Source organism: Leifsonia sp. PS1209, from assembly GCF_012317045.1.
Classification (GTDB): Bacteria; Actinomycetota; Actinomycetes; order Actinomycetales; family Microbacteriaceae; genus Leifsonia.
Genome location: NZ_CP051154.1, coordinates 975,208 through 993,189 on the forward strand (window position 1 = coordinate 975,208; position 17,982 = coordinate 993,189).

Annotated in this window: 16 protein-coding genes and 1 riboswitch; of the genes, 7 read left to right on the forward strand and 9 right to left on the reverse strand. The window is 68.7% G+C overall.

Going from position 1 to position 17,982, the window contains the following annotated elements; all coding sequences use genetic code 11:
- Nucleotides 1-86: 86 nt before the first annotated feature.
- Nucleotides 87-1,922 carry a phosphoenolpyruvate carboxykinase (GTP) gene (locus HF024_RS04725; protein WP_168688822.1) on the forward strand — a complete coding sequence of 612 codons (1,836 nt, stop codon included), beginning with the start codon at nt 87-89 and terminating at the stop codon, nt 1,920-1,922.
- Between the two features lie 126 nt (nt 1,923-2,048).
- Here the strand turns inward: HF024_RS04725 and HF024_RS04730 are convergent, their stop codons facing one another.
- Nucleotides 2,049-4,046 carry an ABC transporter ATP-binding protein gene (locus tag HF024_RS04730; RefSeq protein WP_168688823.1) on the reverse strand — a complete coding sequence of 666 codons (1,998 nt, stop codon included), beginning with the start codon at nt 4,044-4,046 and terminating at the stop codon, nt 2,049-2,051.
- Between the two features lie 134 nt (nt 4,047-4,180).
- Between HF024_RS04730 and HF024_RS04735 the strand changes: the two genes are divergently transcribed.
- The 3 genes from HF024_RS04735 to HF024_RS04745 are packed head-to-tail and all read left to right on the forward strand — an operon-like array spanning nt 4,181 to nt 6,791.
- Nucleotides 4,181-5,107, forward strand: coding sequence for an ATP-binding cassette domain-containing protein (locus HF024_RS04735; protein ID WP_168688824.1), 927 nt, complete (start codon nt 4,181-4,183; stop codon nt 5,105-5,107).
- The gene (locus HF024_RS04740; protein WP_168688825.1) at nt 5,104-5,949 is read left to right on the forward strand and encodes an ABC transporter permease; all 846 of its coding nucleotides are present in this window, start codon (nt 5,104-5,106) and stop codon (nt 5,947-5,949) included. The genes HF024_RS04735 and HF024_RS04740 overlap by 4 nt, the downstream gene beginning before the upstream one ends.
- 32 nt (nt 5,950-5,981) lie before the next feature.
- A complete protein-coding gene (locus tag HF024_RS04745) occupies nt 5,982-6,791 on the forward strand; it encodes an ABC transporter permease (protein ID WP_247597406.1) in 810 nt (269 codons plus the stop codon).
- A 21-nt stretch (nt 6,792-6,812) separates the two neighbouring features.
- On the opposite strand, the gene HF024_RS04750 is transcribed toward HF024_RS04745, so the two are convergent.
- Nucleotides 6,813-7,271 (reverse strand): SRPBCC domain-containing protein, encoded by a 459-nt coding sequence (locus tag HF024_RS04750; protein WP_168688827.1) that lies wholly within the window; start codon nt 7,269-7,271, stop codon nt 6,813-6,815.
- 114 nt (nt 7,272-7,385) lie between these two features.
- On the opposite strand from HF024_RS04750, the gene HF024_RS04755 reads away from it, so the two are divergent.
- Nucleotides 7,386-8,174, forward strand: a complete 789-nt coding sequence (locus HF024_RS04755) for an SRPBCC domain-containing protein (RefSeq protein WP_168688828.1) — start codon at nt 7,386-7,388, stop codon at nt 8,172-8,174.
- Between the two features lie 79 nt (nt 8,175-8,253).
- Here HF024_RS04755 and HF024_RS04760 read toward each other — a convergent pair whose 3' ends face one another.
- The gene (locus HF024_RS04760) at nt 8,254-9,651 is read right to left on the reverse strand and encodes an MFS transporter (RefSeq protein ID WP_168688829.1); all 1,398 of its coding nucleotides are present in this window, start codon (nt 9,649-9,651) and stop codon (nt 8,254-8,256) included.
- 187 nt (nt 9,652-9,838) lie between these two features.
- On the opposite strand from HF024_RS04760, the gene HF024_RS04765 reads away from it, so the two are divergent.
- Nucleotides 9,839-10,333, forward strand: a complete 495-nt coding sequence (locus HF024_RS04765) for a DUF2269 family protein (RefSeq protein WP_085369198.1) — start codon at nt 9,839-9,841, stop codon at nt 10,331-10,333.
- A gap of 118 nt (nt 10,334-10,451) precedes the next feature.
- Here HF024_RS04765 and ribH read toward each other — a convergent pair whose 3' ends face one another.
- From ribH to HF024_RS04795, 6 genes are all read right to left on the reverse strand, one after another.
- Entirely contained in the window at nt 10,452-10,928 is a 477-nt protein-coding gene (ribH, locus tag HF024_RS04770) for a 6,7-dimethyl-8-ribityllumazine synthase (RefSeq protein WP_168688830.1), read from the reverse strand.
- Nucleotides 10,925-12,193, reverse strand: a complete 1,269-nt coding sequence (gene ribA, locus HF024_RS04775; RefSeq protein ID WP_168688831.1) for a GTP cyclohydrolase II — start codon at nt 12,191-12,193, stop codon at nt 10,925-10,927. The genes ribH and ribA overlap by 4 nt, the downstream gene beginning before the upstream one ends.
- Nucleotides 12,190-12,831 (reverse strand): riboflavin synthase, encoded by a 642-nt coding sequence (locus HF024_RS04780; protein WP_085369194.1) that lies wholly within the window; start codon nt 12,829-12,831, stop codon nt 12,190-12,192. Before HF024_RS04780 ends, ribA begins: the two co-directional genes overlap by 4 nt.
- Nucleotides 12,832-12,833: 2 nt before the next feature.
- Nucleotides 12,834-13,856 carry a bifunctional diaminohydroxyphosphoribosylaminopyrimidine deaminase/5-amino-6-(5-phosphoribosylamino)uracil reductase RibD gene (ribD, locus tag HF024_RS04785; protein WP_348770480.1) on the reverse strand — a complete coding sequence of 341 codons (1,023 nt, stop codon included), beginning with the start codon at nt 13,854-13,856 and terminating at the stop codon, nt 12,834-12,836.
- A gap of 90 nt (nt 13,857-13,946) precedes the next feature.
- Nucleotides 13,947-14,107: riboswitch (FMN riboswitch) on the reverse strand.
- Nucleotides 14,108-14,159: 52 nt separating this feature from the next.
- Entirely contained in the window at nt 14,160-15,011 is an 852-nt protein-coding gene (locus HF024_RS04790) for an SDR family oxidoreductase (RefSeq protein WP_168688833.1), read from the reverse strand.
- 4 nt (nt 15,012-15,015) lie between these two features.
- Nucleotides 15,016-15,993, reverse strand: a complete 978-nt coding sequence (locus HF024_RS04795) for a sugar-binding domain-containing protein (RefSeq protein WP_085369191.1) — start codon at nt 15,991-15,993, stop codon at nt 15,016-15,018.
- Between the two features lie 123 nt (nt 15,994-16,116).
- Between HF024_RS04795 and HF024_RS04800 the strand changes: the two genes are divergently transcribed.
- Nucleotides 16,117-17,856 (forward strand): glycerol-3-phosphate dehydrogenase/oxidase, encoded by a 1,740-nt coding sequence (locus tag HF024_RS04800; RefSeq protein ID WP_247597307.1) that lies wholly within the window; start codon nt 16,117-16,119, stop codon nt 17,854-17,856.
- Nucleotides 17,857-17,982 lie beyond the last annotated feature (126 nt).

A 17,982-nucleotide genomic window follows, 5' to 3' on the forward strand; every position in this document is an offset into this window, starting at 1 on the left:
CTTTCCAGGCTTTCGACGCAGATTAAGCCGGAAAACTCACGGATGCTTGGTTCACAGCCAAACTTTCAATCCGAGAGGACTCCGGAATGACACTCGCCGAGCTCCCGCTCTCCGACCTCGATGACCAGCCGGACGGCCTGGACGCCCTGCGCGCCTGGGTCGCCGACATCGCCGCCATCACGCAGCCGGACGATGTCGTCTGGTGCGACGGCTCGCTCGCCGAAGCAGACAGGCTCACCAAGCAGCTCGTCGCGGAAGGCAAGCTCATCCGCCTGAACCCGGAGTGGCGGCCGAACAGCTTCCTCGCCCGCACGGACCCCGGCGACGTGGCCAGGGTCGAGGACCGCACCTTCATCTGCTCCGTCGACGAGACCGATGCAGGCCCCACCAACAACTGGCGCGAACCGGAAGGGATGCGCGCAGAGCTGCGCGAGGTCTTCACCGGCAGCATGCGCGGCCGCACCATGTACGTCGTCCCGTTCTCGATGGGGCCGGTCGGCGGCCCGATCTCGCAGGTCGGCGTGCAGCTCACCGACTCCGCGTACGTCGCCGTCAGCCTCGGGATGATGACCCGCGTCACCTCGACGGTCCTCACCCTCATCGAGGCGGGGCAGCCGTGGGTCGCGACGGTGCACAGCGTCGGAGCGCCCCTGGTGGATGCGGACGGCGCGCGCCACGACGACGTCGCCTGGCCGTGCAACGAGACCAAGTACATCGTGCAGTTCCCGGAGACCAGGGAGATCTGGTCGTACGGCTCCGGCTACGGCGGGAACGCGATCCTCGCCAAGAAGTGCTTCGCGCTGCGCATCGCCTCGGTGATGGCGCGGGACGAGGGCTGGCTGGCCGAGCACATGCTGATCGTCAAGGTGACGTCGCCGGAAGGGCGCGCGTTCCACATCGCTGCGGCGTTCCCGTCCGCGTGCGGCAAGACGAACCTCGCGATGCTCCGTCCGAGCATCCCGGGCTGGACGGTGGAGACGGTCGGAGACGACATCGCCTGGCTGCGTCAGGGGCCGGACGGCCGGCTGCGCGCGATCAACCCGGAGGCGGGCTTCTTCGGTGTCGCTCCCGGCACGGGGCCGGCCACCAACGCCACAGCGGTCGACACGCTGTGGGGCAACACGATCTTCACGAACGTCGCGCTGCGCGACGACGGCGACGTCTGGTGGGAGGGCCTTACCGACGAGCCGCCTGCGCACCTCATCGACTGGCGCGGGGAGGACTGGACGCCGGCGAGCGGCCGTCCCGCCGCGCATCCCAACTCCCGGTTCACGGTGTCGGCCGCACAGTGCCCGGCGATCTCCGACGACTGGGACGCGTTCGACGGGGTGCCGATCGACGCGATCCTGTTCGGAGGGCGCCGGGCCACCAACGTGCCGCTCGTCGCGCAGTCCCGTGACTGGAAGCACGGCGTCTTCCTCGGTGCGACCATCTCGTCCGAGCAGACGGCCGCCGCGGAGGGCACCGTCGGAGAGCTGCGCCGCGACCCGTTCGCGATGCTGCCGTTCTGCGGATACAACATGGCCGACTACTGGGGCCACTGGCTCCGCATGGGGGAGAAGCTCGGCTCGAACGCCCCGGCGATCTTCCAGGTCAACTGGTTCCGCAAGGGGGAGGGCGGCCGGTTCCTCTGGCCGGGATTCAGCGAGAACGCCCGCGTGATCGAGTGGATCGTCCGTCGCGTAGAGGGCAGCGCAGGGGCAGTGGATGCTCCGATCGGCCGCCTGCCGCTCCCCGCCGAGCTCGACCTCGACGGGCTCGACCTGCCGGACGCCGACGTGGATGCGCTGTTCGACGTGGACAGGGACTCCTGGCTGGCCGAGTGCGACCTCACCGAGGAGTTCTTCTCCCGGTTCGGCGACCGGGTGCCCGCCGCGCTGCGCGCCGAACTCGCGTCGCTGCGCTACCACCTGCGCGCCTAGCCGCAGCCGCGCCGCGTCCGCGCCGCCCCGACCCCCGCGCCTGACCGCGGGTACACAATCGAGTCCGAACCTCTTCGCTCCGCTCCCCGGCGTGTCTCGTGAAGAGGTTCGGACTCGATCTTCGTGCTAGACGAGCAGCTGGTGCTTGGCTAGGTCGCGGTAGAGCGGCGTGGAGGCGACCAACTCGGAGTGCGTTCCGGTGTTGAGCACGCGGCCGTGATCGAGCACGACGATCTGGTCGGAGTCGACGACCGTCGAGAGCCTGTGCGCGATGACGATGAGCGTCCTGTCCTCTGCCACGGCGTCGATCGCCTCGCGCATCAGTTGCTCGTTGCGTCCGTCGAGGCTCGACGTCGACTCGTCGAGCAGCAGCACGGGAGGGGCGGCGAGCAGCGCGCGGCCGATGGCGAGACGCTGGCGCTCACCTCCGGACAGCATGATGCCGTCTTCGCCGACCGGAGCATCCAGGCCCTTGTCGTCGCGTTCGAGCACCTCGGTGAGGTTGACGGCGTGCAGCACCTGGATGCACTCCTCGTCCGTCGCATCCGGAGCCGCGAGCTTGAGGTTGTCGCGCAGCGAGCCGGCCAGCACGGGGGCGTCCTGCTCGACGTAGCCGATCTGGCCGCGCAGTGCTGCGCGGTCGAGGGTGCGCACGTCGAGGCCGCCGAAGCGCACCTCGCCGGCGGTCGGGTCGTAGAAGCGCTCGATCAGCGCCAGGATGGTCGACTTGCCTGCACCGGACGGCCCGACGAGCGCGGTGCGCTTGCCGCGCGGGGCGGAGAAGCTCACGCCGTGCAGCACACCGGCCAGCCGGTGCTTTCCTGCCCCGTCCGCTTCGCCGTCGCCTCGCCCGGCGGCGACCTCGGCCTCGGCGACGATGTCCGTGCCGCCCATCGCCTCGAACGCGAGCCGCTCCATGCTGGCGGCGCCGTCGGCCGCGGTTGCTTCCTGCGCCGTTCCGGCCGGCGTCGGCTCCGCCTTCACCGAGGAGTCCGGGTAGGAGAAGTGCACGTCCGCGAACTCGATCGCCGGCGCATCCGGTGCGAGCCCTTCGTTGGCGGCGCCGATGCTGAGGGCGAGCGGGGCGATGTCCCTGTCGTGCTGGTCCTCGGCAGGCAGGTCGATGATCTCCTGGATGCGCCCGAGAGCACCGAGCGCGGAGTTCACCGCCGTGACCGCACCGAACGCCTGGCCGAGCGGCAGGATCATCATGAACAGGAACAGGATGAACGCCACCAGGTTCGCCACCGTGATGGCGCCGCTCGCCACGCGGAAACCGCCGACGCCGAGCACGACCAGGAACGACACCTGCATCGCGATGCCGGCCACAGGGACGACGAGCGCCGAGATCTTCGCGACCTGGATGCCCATCTTCCAGGCGCCGGTCGCGTCGGCGTCGATCGCCGCGATCTCGCGGTCTGTCGCGTTGGCGGCGCGGATGGTGCGCACAGAGCTGATCGCCCGCTCGACGGAGGCGGCGAGATCCCCGACCTTCGCCTGAGCCCGCTGGCTGGCCACCCGGATGCGCCCGGAGAGCAGGGTGACGACCACGATCGACACCGCGATGACGAGCACGGTCAGCCCGAGCAGCACCGGGTCGATGATGAGCATCGCGATCAGAGCGCCGATGAAGGTGAGGGCGCCGCCGATGGCCTCCACCAGGCCCTGCGTGAGCACGGCGCGCAGCAGCGTGGTGTCCGAGCCGACCCGCGACACCAGATCGCCGGTGCGGCGGGTGTCGAACTCGCTGATCGGGAGGTTGAGCATCCTGGCGACCAGCCTGCGGCGGGAGGAGAGCACGACGCCCTCGCCCGTGCGCTGCAGCAGGTAGTGCTGGTAGCCGGAGATCAGGGCGGAGACCACCACGAGGATCACCAGCAGCCAGACCAGGCCGCCGAGCGGCTGCTGCTTGCCGACGATGTCGATCACCTGGCTGACCAGCAGCGGCTGGGCGAGGCTCGCGGCAGCGCCGAGCACGCTGAGCACGATGACGACGCTCAGCACGGCCTTGTGCTCGAACAGGTAGGGAAGGAGTTGGCTGAACTTCGCGCGGGGGCCTTCGTCGTCGCCCTTGCCTGGTCGGCCGAGGCGTCGCCGCGGTTGGCTGGTCTGTTCGGTGGTCATGACTGTCTCGTTCGTCTTTTCGGGATTCGTGGGGAGGTTCGGGATGCGCCGGGAACCGAGTGCTACTTCGACCGTACTTCCTGCCGACTGCTTGTTTGCTCAGATGTCCGGGGATCGGTCTATCGTGATGAACTATGCCAACGCCTGTCATCACCGCGAACAACCTCGTCAAGAAGTACAAGGAGTTCGCCGCCGTCAACGGCATCAGCTTCGAGGTCGCGCCCGGGGAGTCGTTCGGGCTGCTCGGCCCGAACGGCGCTGGCAAGTCGACCACGATGCGGATGGTCGGGGCGGTCTCAACGCGCACGGGCGGTGAGCTGAGCATCCTGGGCCTCGACCCGAACAGCCACGGGCCGGAGATCCGGTCGCAGCTGGGGGTCGTCCCGCAGGCGGACAACCTCGACACCGAGCTCCGGGTGCGCGACAACCTCATCGTCTACGGCAGGTACTTCGGTCTGCCGGGCACCCGCGTGCGGAAGCGGGCGGACGAACTGCTGGCGTTCGCGCAGCTGGAGGACAAGGCGAAGGCCAAGGTCGACGACCTCTCCGGCGGCATGAAGCGGCGCCTCACCATCGCACGCGCGCTCATCAACGACCCGCGCATCCTGTTGCTGGACGAGCCGACCACCGGCCTCGACCCGCAGGCGCGGCACATCCTCTGGGACCGCCTGTTCCGGCTCAAGGAGCAGGGAACGACGCTCGTGCTCACCACGCACTACATGGATGAGGCCGAGCAGCTCTGCGACCGGCTGGTGGTCGTGGACAAGGGCAGCATCATGGCGGAGGGCTCTCCGGCGTCGCTCATCCGCGAGTACTCCTCGCGCGAGGTGCTGGAGGTGCGATTCGGATCCGATCGCAACAGCGAGGTGGCCGAGCGGCTCGACGGCATCGGGGAGCGCATCGAGGTGCTGCCCGACCGCATCCTGGTCTACAGCGACGACGGCGAGGCGGAGCTGGTGCGCATCACCGAGCGCGGCCTGCATCCCATCACCAGCCTGGTGCGGAGGTCCAGCCTCGAGGACGTGTTCCTCCGGCTCACCGGCAGGAGCCTGATCGAATGACGACGACAGCAGGCACCGCCCCGGATGCGCAGCTCGCCATCGCGGCCGCCGTCAAGCCGCGCAGATTCGGGGCGTGGTACGTCGCGGAGCACCGCTTCCGCGTGATGCGCTCCTACCTGCAGACGGTGCTGATGACCGCCATCGGCTACCCGCTGCTCTACCTCTTCGCGATGGGCGTCGGGCTCGGCAGCCTGGTCAGCAAGAACCTGGGGGAGCAGGGCGTCGACGGCGTCAGCTATCTCGCGTTCGTGGCGCCGGCCCTGCTCTGCACGGCCGCTGTCACGATCGCGAGCGAGGAGTTCACATACCCGGTGATGCTCGGCTTCAAGTGGAACCCGACGTTCTACGGCATGAACGCCGCCCCGATCGGCGCCGGCCAGATCATCGACGGGCTGGTGATCTCGGTGGTCGCTCGCCTGTTCACCGCCAGCATCATCTACTACGTCGTCATGGTGCTGTTCGGCGCCGTCCCGTCCGCCGCCGGGTTCCTCGCCATCCCGGTCGCCGTGCTCGCGGGGGTGGCGTTCGGCGTTCCGGTGATGACGTACGTGGCAACGCTCGAACAGGACACGGGGCAGCTCGCACTGGTGATGCGCTTCGTGCTGCTGCCGATGACCCTGTTCTCCGGCACCTTCTTCCCGCTGACCGCGATGCCGTGGTTCCTGCAGTGGATCGGCTGGCTGTCCCCGCTCTGGCACGCCTCGGAGCTCGCCAGGGTGTTCACCTACGGCATGGCGGAGCCGCTCTGGCTCACGATCACGCACGTGCTCTATCTGGTCGCCCTGTTCGTCGTGTTCTGGATGTGGACCCGCCGGATCGCAGCGAGGAGGCTGAACAAGTGAGCGGGCAGAGGCAGACCACCGCCGACGAGCCGCTGATCGCGACCGTGGCGCACACCAGGCCGCTGAGCGCGCTCTACGCGGGGAACGCATCCAGTGTCATGCAGCGCGGTTGGCTCGCCACCCGCAGCACCAACTGGCTCGTGATCGTCTCCGGGTTCTTCGAGCCGATCTTCTACCTGCTGTCGCTCGGCGTCGGCCTCGGGGCGATGGTCGGTCAGGTGACGACGTCGTCCGGGCAGGAGGTCGGGTACGCGGCGTTCATCGCCCCGGCGCTCCTGGCGACGGCGGCGATGAACGGCGCGGTCTACGACTCCACCTGGAACGTGTTCTTCAAGATGCACTTCGCGAAGCTCTACGAGGGGATGCTCTCCACCTCGCTCGGCCCGCTCGACGTGGCTCTCGGCGAGATCCTGCTCGCGCTCGCGCGCGGGGCGCTCTACGCTCTCGGCTTCATGCTGGTGATGCAGGCGCTCGGGCTCAACCTGTCGTGGTGGGCGATCCTCGCGCTCCCCGCCGTGCTGCTGATCGCGTTCGGCTTCGCCAGCTTCGGGATGGGCATCACCAGCTACATGAAGACCTTCCAGCAGATGGACTGGATCAACTTCGTCATGCTGCCGATGTTCCTGCTCTCGGCCACGTTCTACCCGATCACGGTGTACCCGCCCGCGATCCAGGTGATCATCCAGGCTCTCCCGCTCTGGCACGGCGTCGAACTGGTCCGCAGCCTGACCACCGGCGCCGTCGACGCCGGCCTGCTCTGGCACGTGCTCTACTTCGTGGTGATGATCGTGCTCGGGCTCATCCTGACCACGCGGCGGCTGCGCGCGCTGTTCCTGGACTAGCCGCCGCGCTCCCGCTACGGGTCAGCCGACCAGCCGTCCGAGGTTGTCCAGTTCGTTGGCCCGGCCGGCGAGGAGCCGTTCGGTCCACACATCGTCGTGCATATCCTCGACCTGCATGACGATCCGCGTGCCATCGGCTGCCGGTTCCAGGTCCACGACGGTGAGCTGCTCGTACGGCTCGTGCTCCGGGACGAAGTCGATGATCGAGCGATAGGAGATGTGGCCGGGGCGATCGAGGTCGACGAAGACTTTGCGCGATTCGGTGCTGAGGGGCAGCCCATTCTGCTCCATGAAGGCCACCTGCTCCGGCGCTTCGGCGGTCATCGTGTAGACGAGTTCGCCGCCCTGCCGGAGGTCGAGGGTCAGCACGTCCGTGCGGAATCCGTCGGGTGCCCACCACCGGGAGATACCCTCCGGGGTGGTCCACAGTTCCCAGACCGTTTCCGGCGAGGCGGAAACGGTGCGCTCGATGGTCTTCATGTCGATCTCCCTTGTCCGTGTGCCGGTGCGTTCCGGCGGCGTGTCAGCTGGTGCTGAACTGCCCCACACGATATATTCGTCACGACGAATGTGTCAAGCACCTGCGGAGGACAGATGGATGTGCAGCAAGCGCTCGCGGCGATCGGAGAGCCGACCCGGTTCCACATCCTGACGGTGCTCGCCGATGGTCCGCGCACCGTGGGAGAGGTGGCCGCCGCGGTGGGAGGGCTGCAACCTCAGACGACCAAGCACGTGCAGGCCCTCGAGGCGGTCGGTGTGCTCCGGGTCCAGCGCCTCGGCCGGCGGAAGCTCGCGAGTCTCAACCGCGATGCCCTGGCGCAGCTTGCCGAGTGGTTCGGCAGCATGGCCGCACAGACTCCTGACGACCGTGCGCTCGAGGAATACGCGCACGCGGTCGACGCCGCAGAGCGAGGCGCCTCTGGCGCGACGTTCGAAACCGAGATCAGCATGGAACGGCGGCTCGACGCATCCCCGGAGTCGGTGTGGCGGGCGTGGACAGAGGCCGCGAGCGCGTCGCAGTGGTGGGCGCCTCGCCATTTCGAGGTCGTGCGCTGTGCGATCGACGCCGTGCCTTGCGGCCGCGTGCAATTGGTCATCAGGGAGGGCGACGGCACCGAGTACGCGTCGGCCGGCTCCGTTCTCTCTGTCGAGCCATCGAGGCGGCTCGTGTTCGAACTCTCCCCGGTGGACGGTGAGGGCCGGCGCCTCTTCACGGTGGTCGTGGACGTCACGCTGGAGGGCGGCGCGGACACGGCGCTGCGCCTGACGATCCGGGCCGACGGACCGGATGCGGGGACCGCGGCGATGCGCGCCGGCCTCGAACTGGGGTGGTCGCAGCAACTGGACAGACTGCAGGACCTGTTGTCGGCCCCAGCACAGTGAGGGCCGGACAACGGCCCTCGCACGGGAAAAGGCGCGGCCCGGGATGTCCGGACCGCGCCTTCTCGCGGGAAGCCTCCCGCTACGAGACGTTCTCGGTGAAGTCCACGTCCTTCGTCTCCTTGCTGAGGAACAGCGCGATCAGCGTCAGCACTCCGGCGAGGGACAGGTAGACGCCGACCCAGACCGTCGAGCCGTGCGCCATCGTCCACAGCCAGACGGCGATGGTCGGTGCGACGGCCGCGCCGAGCACGCTGGCCAGGTTGTACGCGATGGCCGAGCCGGTGTAGCGCACGTTGGTGGGGAACAGTTCGGGCAGCTGGGCGCCCATCGGGCCGAAGGTGAGGCCCATCAGGGTGAAGCCGACGATGAGCAGGGCCATCGTGCCGACGAAGCCTCCTCCGAACAGCGGGACGAACAGCAGGCCGAAGACGATGATCCCGAGCGTCACCCAGATCAGCGTCTTGCGGCGGCCGTAGCGTTCGGCGAGCGGTCCGGCCACCAGGGTGAAGATTCCGAAGAACACGACACCGACGATGAGCATGATGAGGAACTCGTTGCGGGTGTAGCCGAGGCCGGGGACGAAGGCGGCGGGATCGAACGCCTTGCCCGCCTTCTCCGCCGCCGCGCGGGCGGACGCCTCGGTGGCGGCCGTCGTGCCGTATGTGAGGGTGAACGCGGTCATCAGGTAGAACAGCACGTAGGTGGCCAGCATGATGAACGTGCCGAGGATGATCTGGTACCAGCTGGTCTTGAACACGCGGGCGAGCGGCAGCTTGGCGACCTCGCCCGTGTCGACGACCTTCTGGAACGCGGGGGTCTCGACGAGCTTGAGCCGCACGTACAGGCCGACGATCACCAGGATGGCGCTGAGCAGGAACGGCACACGCCAGCCCCACGCGCTGAACGCCTCCGCGCTCATCGAGAGGTTGAGGACCAGGAACAGCAGGTTGGCGATGATGAAGCCGATCGGGGCGCCGAGCTGCGGGAACGTGCCGTAGATCGCGCGCTTGCCCGCCGGTGCGTTCTCGGTCGCCAGCAGGGCGGCTCCGCTCCACTCGCCGCCGAGGCCGAGCCCCTGGCAGAAGCGCATGATCACGAGGAGGAACGGCGCCCAGAACTCCCAGCCCGGCACCTGAGCGGTGGGCAGGCAGCCGATGAGGACGGTCGCGATGCCCATCGTCAGCAGCGAGCCGACGAGGGTGCCCTTGCGGCCGATCCTGTCGCCGAAGTGCCCGAACAGGATGGAGCCGACCGGGCGCGCGATGAAGGCGACGCCGAAGACGGCGAACGATGCGAGCAACGCGGTGGTCGGGTCTTCGTTCGTGAAGAACAGGGCGGGGAACACCAGGACGGCGGCGGTCGCATAGACGTAGAAGTCGTAGAACTCGATCGACGTGCCGATGAGGCTGGCGAGGATGACGCGGCCGCGCGTGTTCGCTGGTGCGGCTGGTGGGGTGACGGAGGCCGTCGAAGACATGGGGGTGCTACTTCCGGGGTGCGTGACGAACAGTGAACGATGCTGTGGATGCGGGCGTCGGTCGGGCGTCTCGCGAACTCGTGAGCAGAAAATCGGTGGGTACGGCGCTTGTGGCGCCCCTCCACCATACGTCGGAGCCGCGGCAGGCCAGAAACCGGGCGACGGACCGGATCGCTACGCTGGAGGCATGGATACTCTGTTCGCTGTTCTGCACGTCGTGTCTGCCGTCTTCATCGTCGGCCCGATGGCCATCCTCCCGATGACCGCCATGCGCGCCGTCCGCGCCGGAAACGCGGGACAGGTGACCACCCTGGCGAAGTCGACCAACATCTTCTCGCTGCTGTCGCTGCTCGTGGTCGTCTTCGGCTTCGGCGTGATGGGGATGTCCGACCCGAAGTACAAGACCTCGGTCACGACGCCCTGGATCCTGTGGTCGATCATCGCCTACGTCATCGCCCTCGGCCTGACGCTGTTCGTGGTCGTGCCCGCCATGAAGCGCGCGGCCGAAGCGCTCGAGGTTCGTGCGACATCCGGTGCACCAGCCGCCGTCGCGGCCGGGCAGACCCCGGCGGCCGAGGCCGCCGACCTGTCTTCCCGCGGCTACCCGGCGATCGCGGCGGGTTCCGGCGTCGCCTCGCTGCTGCTCGTGCTCGTCGTCGTGCTCATGGTCTGGAAGCCGTAGGCCGACCTGCCCCCGCCCCCGCCCGTTGGCGAGATGCCACTATCTGTCGAGCATCCCGGGCGTTTCGCCGCAGTTACTGGTATCTCGCTGCCGGAGGGGGCGACCCTGTGGATGAGGGTCAGGCCCGCAGCGCCCGCAGGGTCAGCGCCGTGCTGAGCGCGGCGTGCGCCGCCTCCGCGCCCTTGTCCTCGCGCGAGCCGGGCAGGCCGGCCCTGTCGATGCCCTGCGCCTCGTCGTCGAGCGTCAGCACGCCGAAACCGACCGGCTTGCCGGTGTCGATGGCGACACGCGTGAGCCCGTCCGTCGCGGCGGAGGACACGTACTCGAAGTGCGGCGTGCCGCCCCGGATGATGACACCGAGGGCGACCACGGCATCCGCGCCCGACTCCAGCGCGGCCTTGCTCGCCACGGGCAGCTCGAAGCTGCCGGGCACGCGCACCAGCGAGAACGTCGCTCCCGACGCCTCCAGCGTGCGCTGGGCTCCCGCGATCAGGCCGTCGGTGATCTGGTCGTGCCAGGTCCCGGCCACGATGACCACGTTCAGGCCGGTTCCGTCGACGGTCTCCTCGGCGTTCGGGGCTCCCGCTCCGCTCATCGTGCTGTCCTTTCGGCTGTCTGCTCTGCAGGGGTGAAGAGGTGACCCATGCGGTCACGCTTGGTTTCGAGGTATCCCTCGTTGAAGGTGCCGACGCCCACGACGAGCGGAACGCGCTCCTCGACGGCGATGCCGTGCTCTTCGAGCTGGCGCACCTTCTCCGGGTTGTTGGTGAGGAGGCGCACCGACTGGATGCCGAGCTCCTGCAGGATGGCCGTGGCCGCCCCGTAGTCGCGGGCGTCGATCGGCAGGCCGAGGGCGAGGTTCGCATCCAGGGTGTCGAGACCCTCCTCCTGCAGCTTGTACGCGCGCAGCTTGTTGATGAGCCCGATGCCCCTGCCCTCGTGACCGCGCAGGTAGACGACCACGCCGCCCTCCCGCTGGATCGTGTCGAGCGCAGCGTCGAGCTGCGGACCGCACTCGCACTTGAGCGAGCCGAACGCCTCGCCGGTGAGGCACTCGGAGTGCACCCGCACCAGTGTTCCGGATGCGCTGGGCTGGCCGGACACGATGGCCACGTGGTCGGCGCCGGTCATCCTGTCGCGGTATGCGCGCATCTTGAACGAGCCGTGCGTGGTCGGCACCGTCGTCTCGACCTCGAAGATCACCCGCGAGGTCTCGGGGATCGGGGCGACCGTCTCGAGCTGCTGGTCGCAGTGGAACTCCTGCAGGTAGGCGATCAGCGCTTCGATGGTGATGACGAGCACGCCCTCGCGCTCGCCCAGCTCGATCAGCCCGGGCAGGCGCATCATCTCGCCGTCGTCCGCGACGATCTCGGCGATGGCTCCCACCGGGGTGAGGCCGGCGAGCTTCAGCAGGTCGACCGCAGCCTCGGTGTGGCCGTCGCGCTCCCGCACGCCGCCGTCGACGGCGCGCAGGGGCAGGATGTGGCCCGGCCGGTGCAGGCTGGCCGGCACGGAGTCGAGGTCGGCGAGCACGCGCAGCGTGTGGGCGCGGTCCGCGGCGCTGATGCCGGTGCTGAGCCGGTCGGCCGCATCCACGCTCACCGTGTAGTTGGTGCCGCGCGAGTCCTCGTTGGTGGCGACCATCACCGGCAGGTCGAGCCGGTCGGCGATCTCGTTGGTCATCGGTGCGCAGATGAAGCCGGACGAGTTCTTGACCGTCCAGGCGATCCACTCCTGGCTGGCCAGCTCCGCGGCGAGGATGACGTCGCCCTCGTTCTCGCGGCTCTCGTTGTCCGCGACGATGACCGGTCGGCCGGCGCGCAGTTCGCTGAGGGCCTGGGGGATGGTGGCGAGGCTCATGATGCGCTCCGTTCGGGTTCTGCTGTCAGTGGTCCGTAGCCGAGGCCGAGCATCCGCTCGACGTGCCTGGCCAGGATGTCGGTCTCGATGTTGACGCGGTCGCCGACGACGCGCTCGCCGAGGGTGGTGGCCGCGAGAGTCTCCGGGATGAGGGACACCTCGAACCAGCCGTCGTCGATGGTCCCTCCGACCTCGCTCACCGTGAGCGAGACCCCGTCGATGGCGATCGAGCCCTTGCGGGCGACGAGCGGCGCGTGCTCCGGGTCGAGGCTGAGCCGCACGACGCGCCAGGCGCTGCCGTCCGTGATGGCGATGACCTCCGCCGTTCCGTCGATGTGGCCCTGCACGATGTGGCCGCCGAGGCGGTCGCCCACCTGGGCTGCGCGCTCGAGGTTGACCGTGCGGCCGGGCTGGACGCCGTCCAGGGTGCTCATCGCGAGGGTCTCCGCCATGACGTCCGCCGTGAACGTCTCCGCATCCTGGTCGATGACGGTGAGGCAGACGCCGCTGACCGAGATCGAGTCGCCGTGCTTCGCGTCGCTGACGGCGATGGGTCCGCGCACGGTGATCCGTGCCGCGTCGTCGCCGAGGTCGACGGCGACGATCTCGCCCAGCTCTTCGATGATTCCGGTGAACATGCTCAGTTGCCTTCTCTCTGTGACTGCTCTGGATGCTGCCGTTCCGGCACGGCCTGGATGAACAGGTCGGCCCCCAGCTGCTCGATCGAGTGGATGCGCAGCAGCCGCTGCTCGGAGATCGTCCCCACGCCGATGTCCCCGATGGCGACCTTGCTGCCGCCGAGCAGGGTGGGCGCGAGGTAGATGGCGTACTCGTCGACGAGTCCGGCCTCGATGAACGCGCTCGCGAGGGTCGGCCCTCCCTCGACGTACACGCGGCGGAAGCCGCGCTGGTGCAGGTCGGCGACCACGTCGTGCACGTCGTGCGTCCCCTCGAAGATCACCGGGTTGGGGTGACGGAAGACCGCCGCATCCTTGGGGACGGCGCGCATCCCGACGACGACGGGGGTGGGCTGGGTGCGCAGGAGTTCTCCGGCGTCTCCGCGGGCGGTGAGGCTGGGGTCGTCGGCGAGCACAGTGCCCGTGCCGACCACGATGGCGTCCGACGCCTCGCGCTGCTCGTGCACGCGCTGCCGGGCAGCGGCACCGGTGATCCAGGTGCTCGTGCCGTCGTCGGCCGCCGCGCGGCCGTCGAGGCTGCTCGCCCATTTGACCGTGATGTACGGACGGCCGAGGCGCGCGGCCGTGAGCCAGTCGCCGAGGAACGCCTCGACCTCGTCGGCGAGCACACCGCCGATCACCTCGACGCCGGCCTCGCGCAGCCGCGCGGCTCCTCCGCTGGAGGAGTGGCCGGGGTCGGTGGCCGCGTAGACGACCCGTGCGACGCCCGCCTCGATGAGGGCCTCGGAGCACGGACCGGTGTGGCCCCAGTGGTTGCACGGTTCGAGGGTGACGACGGCCGTCGCGCCGGCGGCTTCTCCTTCGCCGAGCTTGGAGAGCGCATCCACTTCTGCGTGCGGGGTGCCGACGCCGCGGTGCCAGCCTTCGGCGATGGTCGCGCCTGCTGCGTCGAGGATCACGCAGCCGACCCGCGGGTTCACGCCCGTGGCCGGCCCGTTGTGAGCGAGTTCGATGGCGGTTCTCATCGCCGCGTCCCACGTCATCCCAGATCGGTCCTGTCTCTTGTAGCGAGACGTGTGCCGGGGTCGCGTGGCCGGCGACCGCATGCGGCCGCCACCCGTGCTGCCTCCCATCCGGACTGAGTGGCCAGGCGTTGCCTGACCCCATTACCGTCGGTGCCGGAGTTTCACCGGCTCAACAGTGCTGCGCTCTCACGCAGCCCCGCTCGCGGACTATCACCGCCGGTTCGGACTTTCACCGACCCCGGAGCACGTTTGTGTTCTGAGTCTAGTCAACGCCTCGGTGTGCGGACTATTCCCGTCGCACTGTTACGCGGGCTGCTGCGCGATCCAGCCGGCCGTGAGCGTCTGCACGGCCGACCCGTCGAGGTCGGCGAGCTTCACGCCCGCGAAGCGCTTCGCCGCCTCGGAGGGCTGCACCCTGGCCGCTGGATGCTCGCCGGAGAGCAGCGCGACGATCACGTCGGCGACGCCTTCCGGAGTCTGCGCGTTCGCCGGGTCGAACGCCGCGGCCGTCCTCGCGAGGTACGCGTCGAACAGGGGACGGTACGGGGAGTCGGCGGCCGGCGCGGAGCTGCCTGCACCGACGTTCGCGACGAACTCGGTCGTGACGGCGCCAGGCTCGATGACGGTCACGCGCACGCCGAGCGCTCCGGCCACCGGGGTCAGCGACTCCATGAACCCCTCGACGGCGAACTTCGCGGCGCAGTACGCCTCGTTGAACGGCTGGCCGACCACTCCGCCGACGCTCGACACGGTCAGCACCCGGCCTCCCGTCTCGCGCAGCATCGGCAAGGCCGCCTTCGTCACGGCGACGACGCCGAAGAAGTTGACCTCCATCACGTCGCGCACCTCCTGGACGGACTCGTCCTCGATCGTGCCGACGTGGCCGGAGCCTGCGTTGTTGAGCAGCGCATCCAGTCGTCCGTGCTCCGACCGGATGTGCGCGAAGCAGGCGTCGATGGATGCGGGGTCCGTCACATCCAGGGCGTGCACGTCGAGCGTCACCCCTGCTTCTGCTGCGGCGGCGTCCAGTGGTCCGCGCTTGGCGAGGTCGCGCATGGTGGCGACGACGGTGTGGCCGGCGCGGGCCGCCGCGATGGCGGAGGAGCGGCCGATGCCGGTGGAAGTGCCGGTGATGAGCAGGACGGATGCGGTCATGTGCTCAGTCTCGCAGCGAAACCAGTGCGCGGGCAGTCCCTTCGTCCACGATCAGGTCGGTGATGAGCTCGGCGGAGAGCGCACCGCGGAGGCTGTGCACCTTGGACGGCCCCGACACGACGCAGACGCGGCGCGGCACGCGCTTGATCAGGTCGATGTCCGGCCCGCTCGCCCGTTCGTTCAGCGGGATGCCGTGGTGGCTTCCGTCTTCGCGGAAGAACACGGTTGCCACGTCGCCGACCACGCCGGACTCGTCGAGGGATGCGTAGTCGGCCTGGTCGAGGTAGCCGCCGGCGTAGACGTGCGAGCGCACCTCGGAGAACGGGGAGCCGAGGCCGAAGATCGCCACATCCATCCGCTCCTGGATGTCCAGGATGCGCCGGGTGCTGCGCTCGCGCCACATCGCCGTCTTGGTCTGCGGGTCGTCGAACAGGGCAGGCACGGGGAACTCCTGGATCGTGCCGGAGAAGGTGTCGCCGAAACGGCGCAGGATCTCCGACGCGTAGAGCACACCGGTCGTGTACGTGTTGCCCGCCCCGTTCAGCTGCACGAATTCGAGGTTGTGCAGGTCTTTCGGGATGAGGTGCCTGCTGAGGGCGCTCATCGTGGACCCCCAGGCGATCCCGACGGTCTGGTTGGAGTCGATGAACCTGTCGAGAATCCGTGCAGCCGAGATGGCGACGCGCTCCAGCCTGTCCACGTCGCTGATGGCGCTCGGCATCGGCACGATGTGAGCCGCGATGCCGTAGCGCTCGTGGATGTCCTGCTGGATGCGCGTCGCCCCCTCGTGCGGGGTGGCGATCTGGATGGTGACCAGCCCGGAGGCGCGGGCGTAGCTGAGCAGGCGGGAAACGCTGGACCGCGAGGTGTGCATCTCGTGGGCGATGGCTTCCATCGTCAGGTCCTGCATGTAGTAGAGGTGGCCTGCTTTGAGAGCGTCGCGGGTCTTCTCCGGCAGGTTCTCGGTGTCGTTGGTGGGCATTCGGGTGTCGTCTTCTCTCGTCGAGCTGCGGTTGCACGTATGTGCAGCCAGCTTGAACAAAGTGTCCGGGCATCGAAAACTATAGCTGGCAGAAATCCGCCCCGAGGAAAAACAGGAGTAGCCGTGGCAACGAAGTCGAACGCAACCCGCACCGAGGTCGAACGACTTCGCGAACGCCCGAACGCCAGGGTGCTCGTCATCGGCGGTGGCATCAACGGCCTCGGCACCTTCCGCGACCTGGCCCTGCAGGGCGTCGACGTGATCCTCGTCGAGCGCAACGACTTCGTCTCCGGAGCGTCCGCAGCGTCGAGCCACATGATCCACGGCGGCGTCCGCTACCTGGAGAACGGCGAGTTCCGGCTGGTCAAGGAGTCGGTGACCGAGCGCAACGGCCTGCTCAAGATCGCGCCGCACTACGTCAAGCCGCTGCAGACCACCATCCCGATCTTCTCCACCTTCTCGGGCATCCTGGCCGCCCCGCTGCGCTTCCTCACCCACAAGCAGGGCAAGCCGAAGGAGCGCGGCGCGTTCCTCATCAAGACCGGCCTGACGATCTACGACTCGTTCTCGCGCGACGGAGGCAGCGTGCCCCGTCACCAGTTCTCCGGCAAGAAGAAGTCGCTGGAGACCCAGCCGGAGCTGAACCCCGGCATCAAGTACACCGCGACGTACTTCGACGCCAGCGTCCACGACCCGGAGCGCCTGGCCCTGGATGTGCTGGCCGACGGTCTCGCGGCCGGCCCGCACGCCCGCGCGGCCAACTACGTCGAGGCCATCGGCACGCGCGACGGGGGAGTGCTCGTCCGCGACCGCGAGACCGGCGAGGAGTTCAGCATCGTCGCCGACGTGGTCGTGAACGCGTCCGGTCCGTGGACCGACCTCACCAACGCAGCGCTCGGCCGCAGCACGGAGTTCATGGGAGGCACGAAGGGCTCGCACATCGTCCTCGACAACCAGGAGCTGCTCGAGGCGTGCAAGGGCCGCGAGATGTTCTTCGAGAACAACGACGGCCGCATCGTGCTGATCTACCCGCTCAAGGGCCGCGTCATGGTCGGCACCACCGACCTCGAAGCGGACATGTCCGAGCGCGCCGTGTGCACCGAGGACGAGATCGACTACTTCATCGAGCTGGTCTCGCACGTTTTCCCAACGATCCCGGTGACCCGTTCGCAGATCGTCTACAGCTTCTCCGGCGTCCGCCCGCTGCCGCACCACGACGACACCGCCCCCGGTTTCGTCTCGCGTGACTACCGCATCGTCCCCGGCACCATCGACGGCCTCGGCTCGACCGCGGTCCTCAGCCTGGTGGGCGGCAAGTGGACGACGTTCCGAGCGCTGAGCGAGCACCTGGCCAACGAGACCCTGGATGCGCTCGGCGCGTCCCGCAGGGTGTCCACCGCCGGTCTCGCCATCGGTGGAGGCGCCGGCTTCCCGTCGACGCCCGCGGCGGAGCGCGACTGGGTGGCCAGGTACGGCGCAGACGTGGGTGCCGAGCGCGCATCCCAGTTGCTTCACCGCTACGGCACCAAGGCGACGTACGTGATCGACGCCATCGCGGGCAGCGACGACGACACCCGCCTCGCCGGGGCGCCGGACTACTCGCGCGCAGAGATCGACTACCTGGTGCGCACCGAGCACGTCGCGCACCTCTCCGACGTCTTCCTGCGCCGCACCAGCATCGCGTTCGTCGGCGGAATCAGCGGCGGTCTCGTGCGCGAGGTGGGCGAAATCGTGGCGAACGCACTCGGATGGTCGCCAATTCGGCGGTCTGAGGAGGAAGATGCATTCATAGCGGAACTCGCCGACGCCCACCGGGTGCACCTCGAGTCGGAGGACGGCAGCGAAGCCGCGGCGCTCCGATGATGCACGAACGTGCATAGCACGGTTCTTGTCACGGTGGGCTGGCGCTAATAGCGTTCAATTGCCCACCCTGACGAGAACCACACCACATCGCACAACAGGGTGCGGGTCAACTGAACAACTGGAAGG

Coding starts and splice junctions, on each gene's coding strand:
- HF024_RS04725 (WP_168688822.1), top strand. CDS start 87: ATGACACTCGCCGAGCTCCCGCTCTCCGACCTCGATGACCAGCCGGAC.
- HF024_RS04730 (WP_168688823.1), bottom strand. CDS start 4,046: ATGACCACCGAACAGACCAGCCAACCGCGGCGACGCCTCGGCCGACCA.
- HF024_RS04735 (WP_168688824.1), top strand. CDS start 4,181: ATGCCAACGCCTGTCATCACCGCGAACAACCTCGTCAAGAAGTACAAG.
- HF024_RS04740 (WP_168688825.1), top strand. CDS start 5,104: ATGACGACGACAGCAGGCACCGCCCCGGATGCGCAGCTCGCCATCGCG.
- HF024_RS04750 (WP_168688827.1), bottom strand. CDS start 7,271: ATGAAGACCATCGAGCGCACCGTTTCCGCCTCGCCGGAAACGGTCTGG.
- HF024_RS04755 (WP_168688828.1), top strand. CDS start 7,386: ATGGATGTGCAGCAAGCGCTCGCGGCGATCGGAGAGCCGACCCGGTTC.
- HF024_RS04760 (WP_168688829.1), bottom strand. CDS start 9,651: ATGTCTTCGACGGCCTCCGTCACCCCACCAGCCGCACCAGCGAACACG.
- HF024_RS04765 (WP_085369198.1), top strand. CDS start 9,839: ATGGATACTCTGTTCGCTGTTCTGCACGTCGTGTCTGCCGTCTTCATC.
- ribH (WP_168688830.1), bottom strand. CDS start 10,928: ATGAGCGGAGCGGGAGCCCCGAACGCCGAGGAGACCGTCGACGGAACC.
- ribA (WP_168688831.1), bottom strand. CDS start 12,193: ATGAGCCTCGCCACCATCCCCCAGGCCCTCAGCGAACTGCGCGCCGGC.
- HF024_RS04780 (WP_085369194.1), bottom strand. CDS start 12,831: ATGTTCACCGGAATCATCGAAGAGCTGGGCGAGATCGTCGCCGTCGAC.
- ribD (WP_348770480.1), bottom strand. CDS start 13,856: ATGAGAACCGCCATCGAACTCGCTCACAACGGGCCGGCCACGGGCGTG.
- HF024_RS04790 (WP_168688833.1), bottom strand. CDS start 15,011: ATGACCGCATCCGTCCTGCTCATCACCGGCACTTCCACCGGCATCGGC.
- HF024_RS04795 (WP_085369191.1), bottom strand. CDS start 15,993: ATGCCCACCAACGACACCGAGAACCTGCCGGAGAAGACCCGCGACGCT.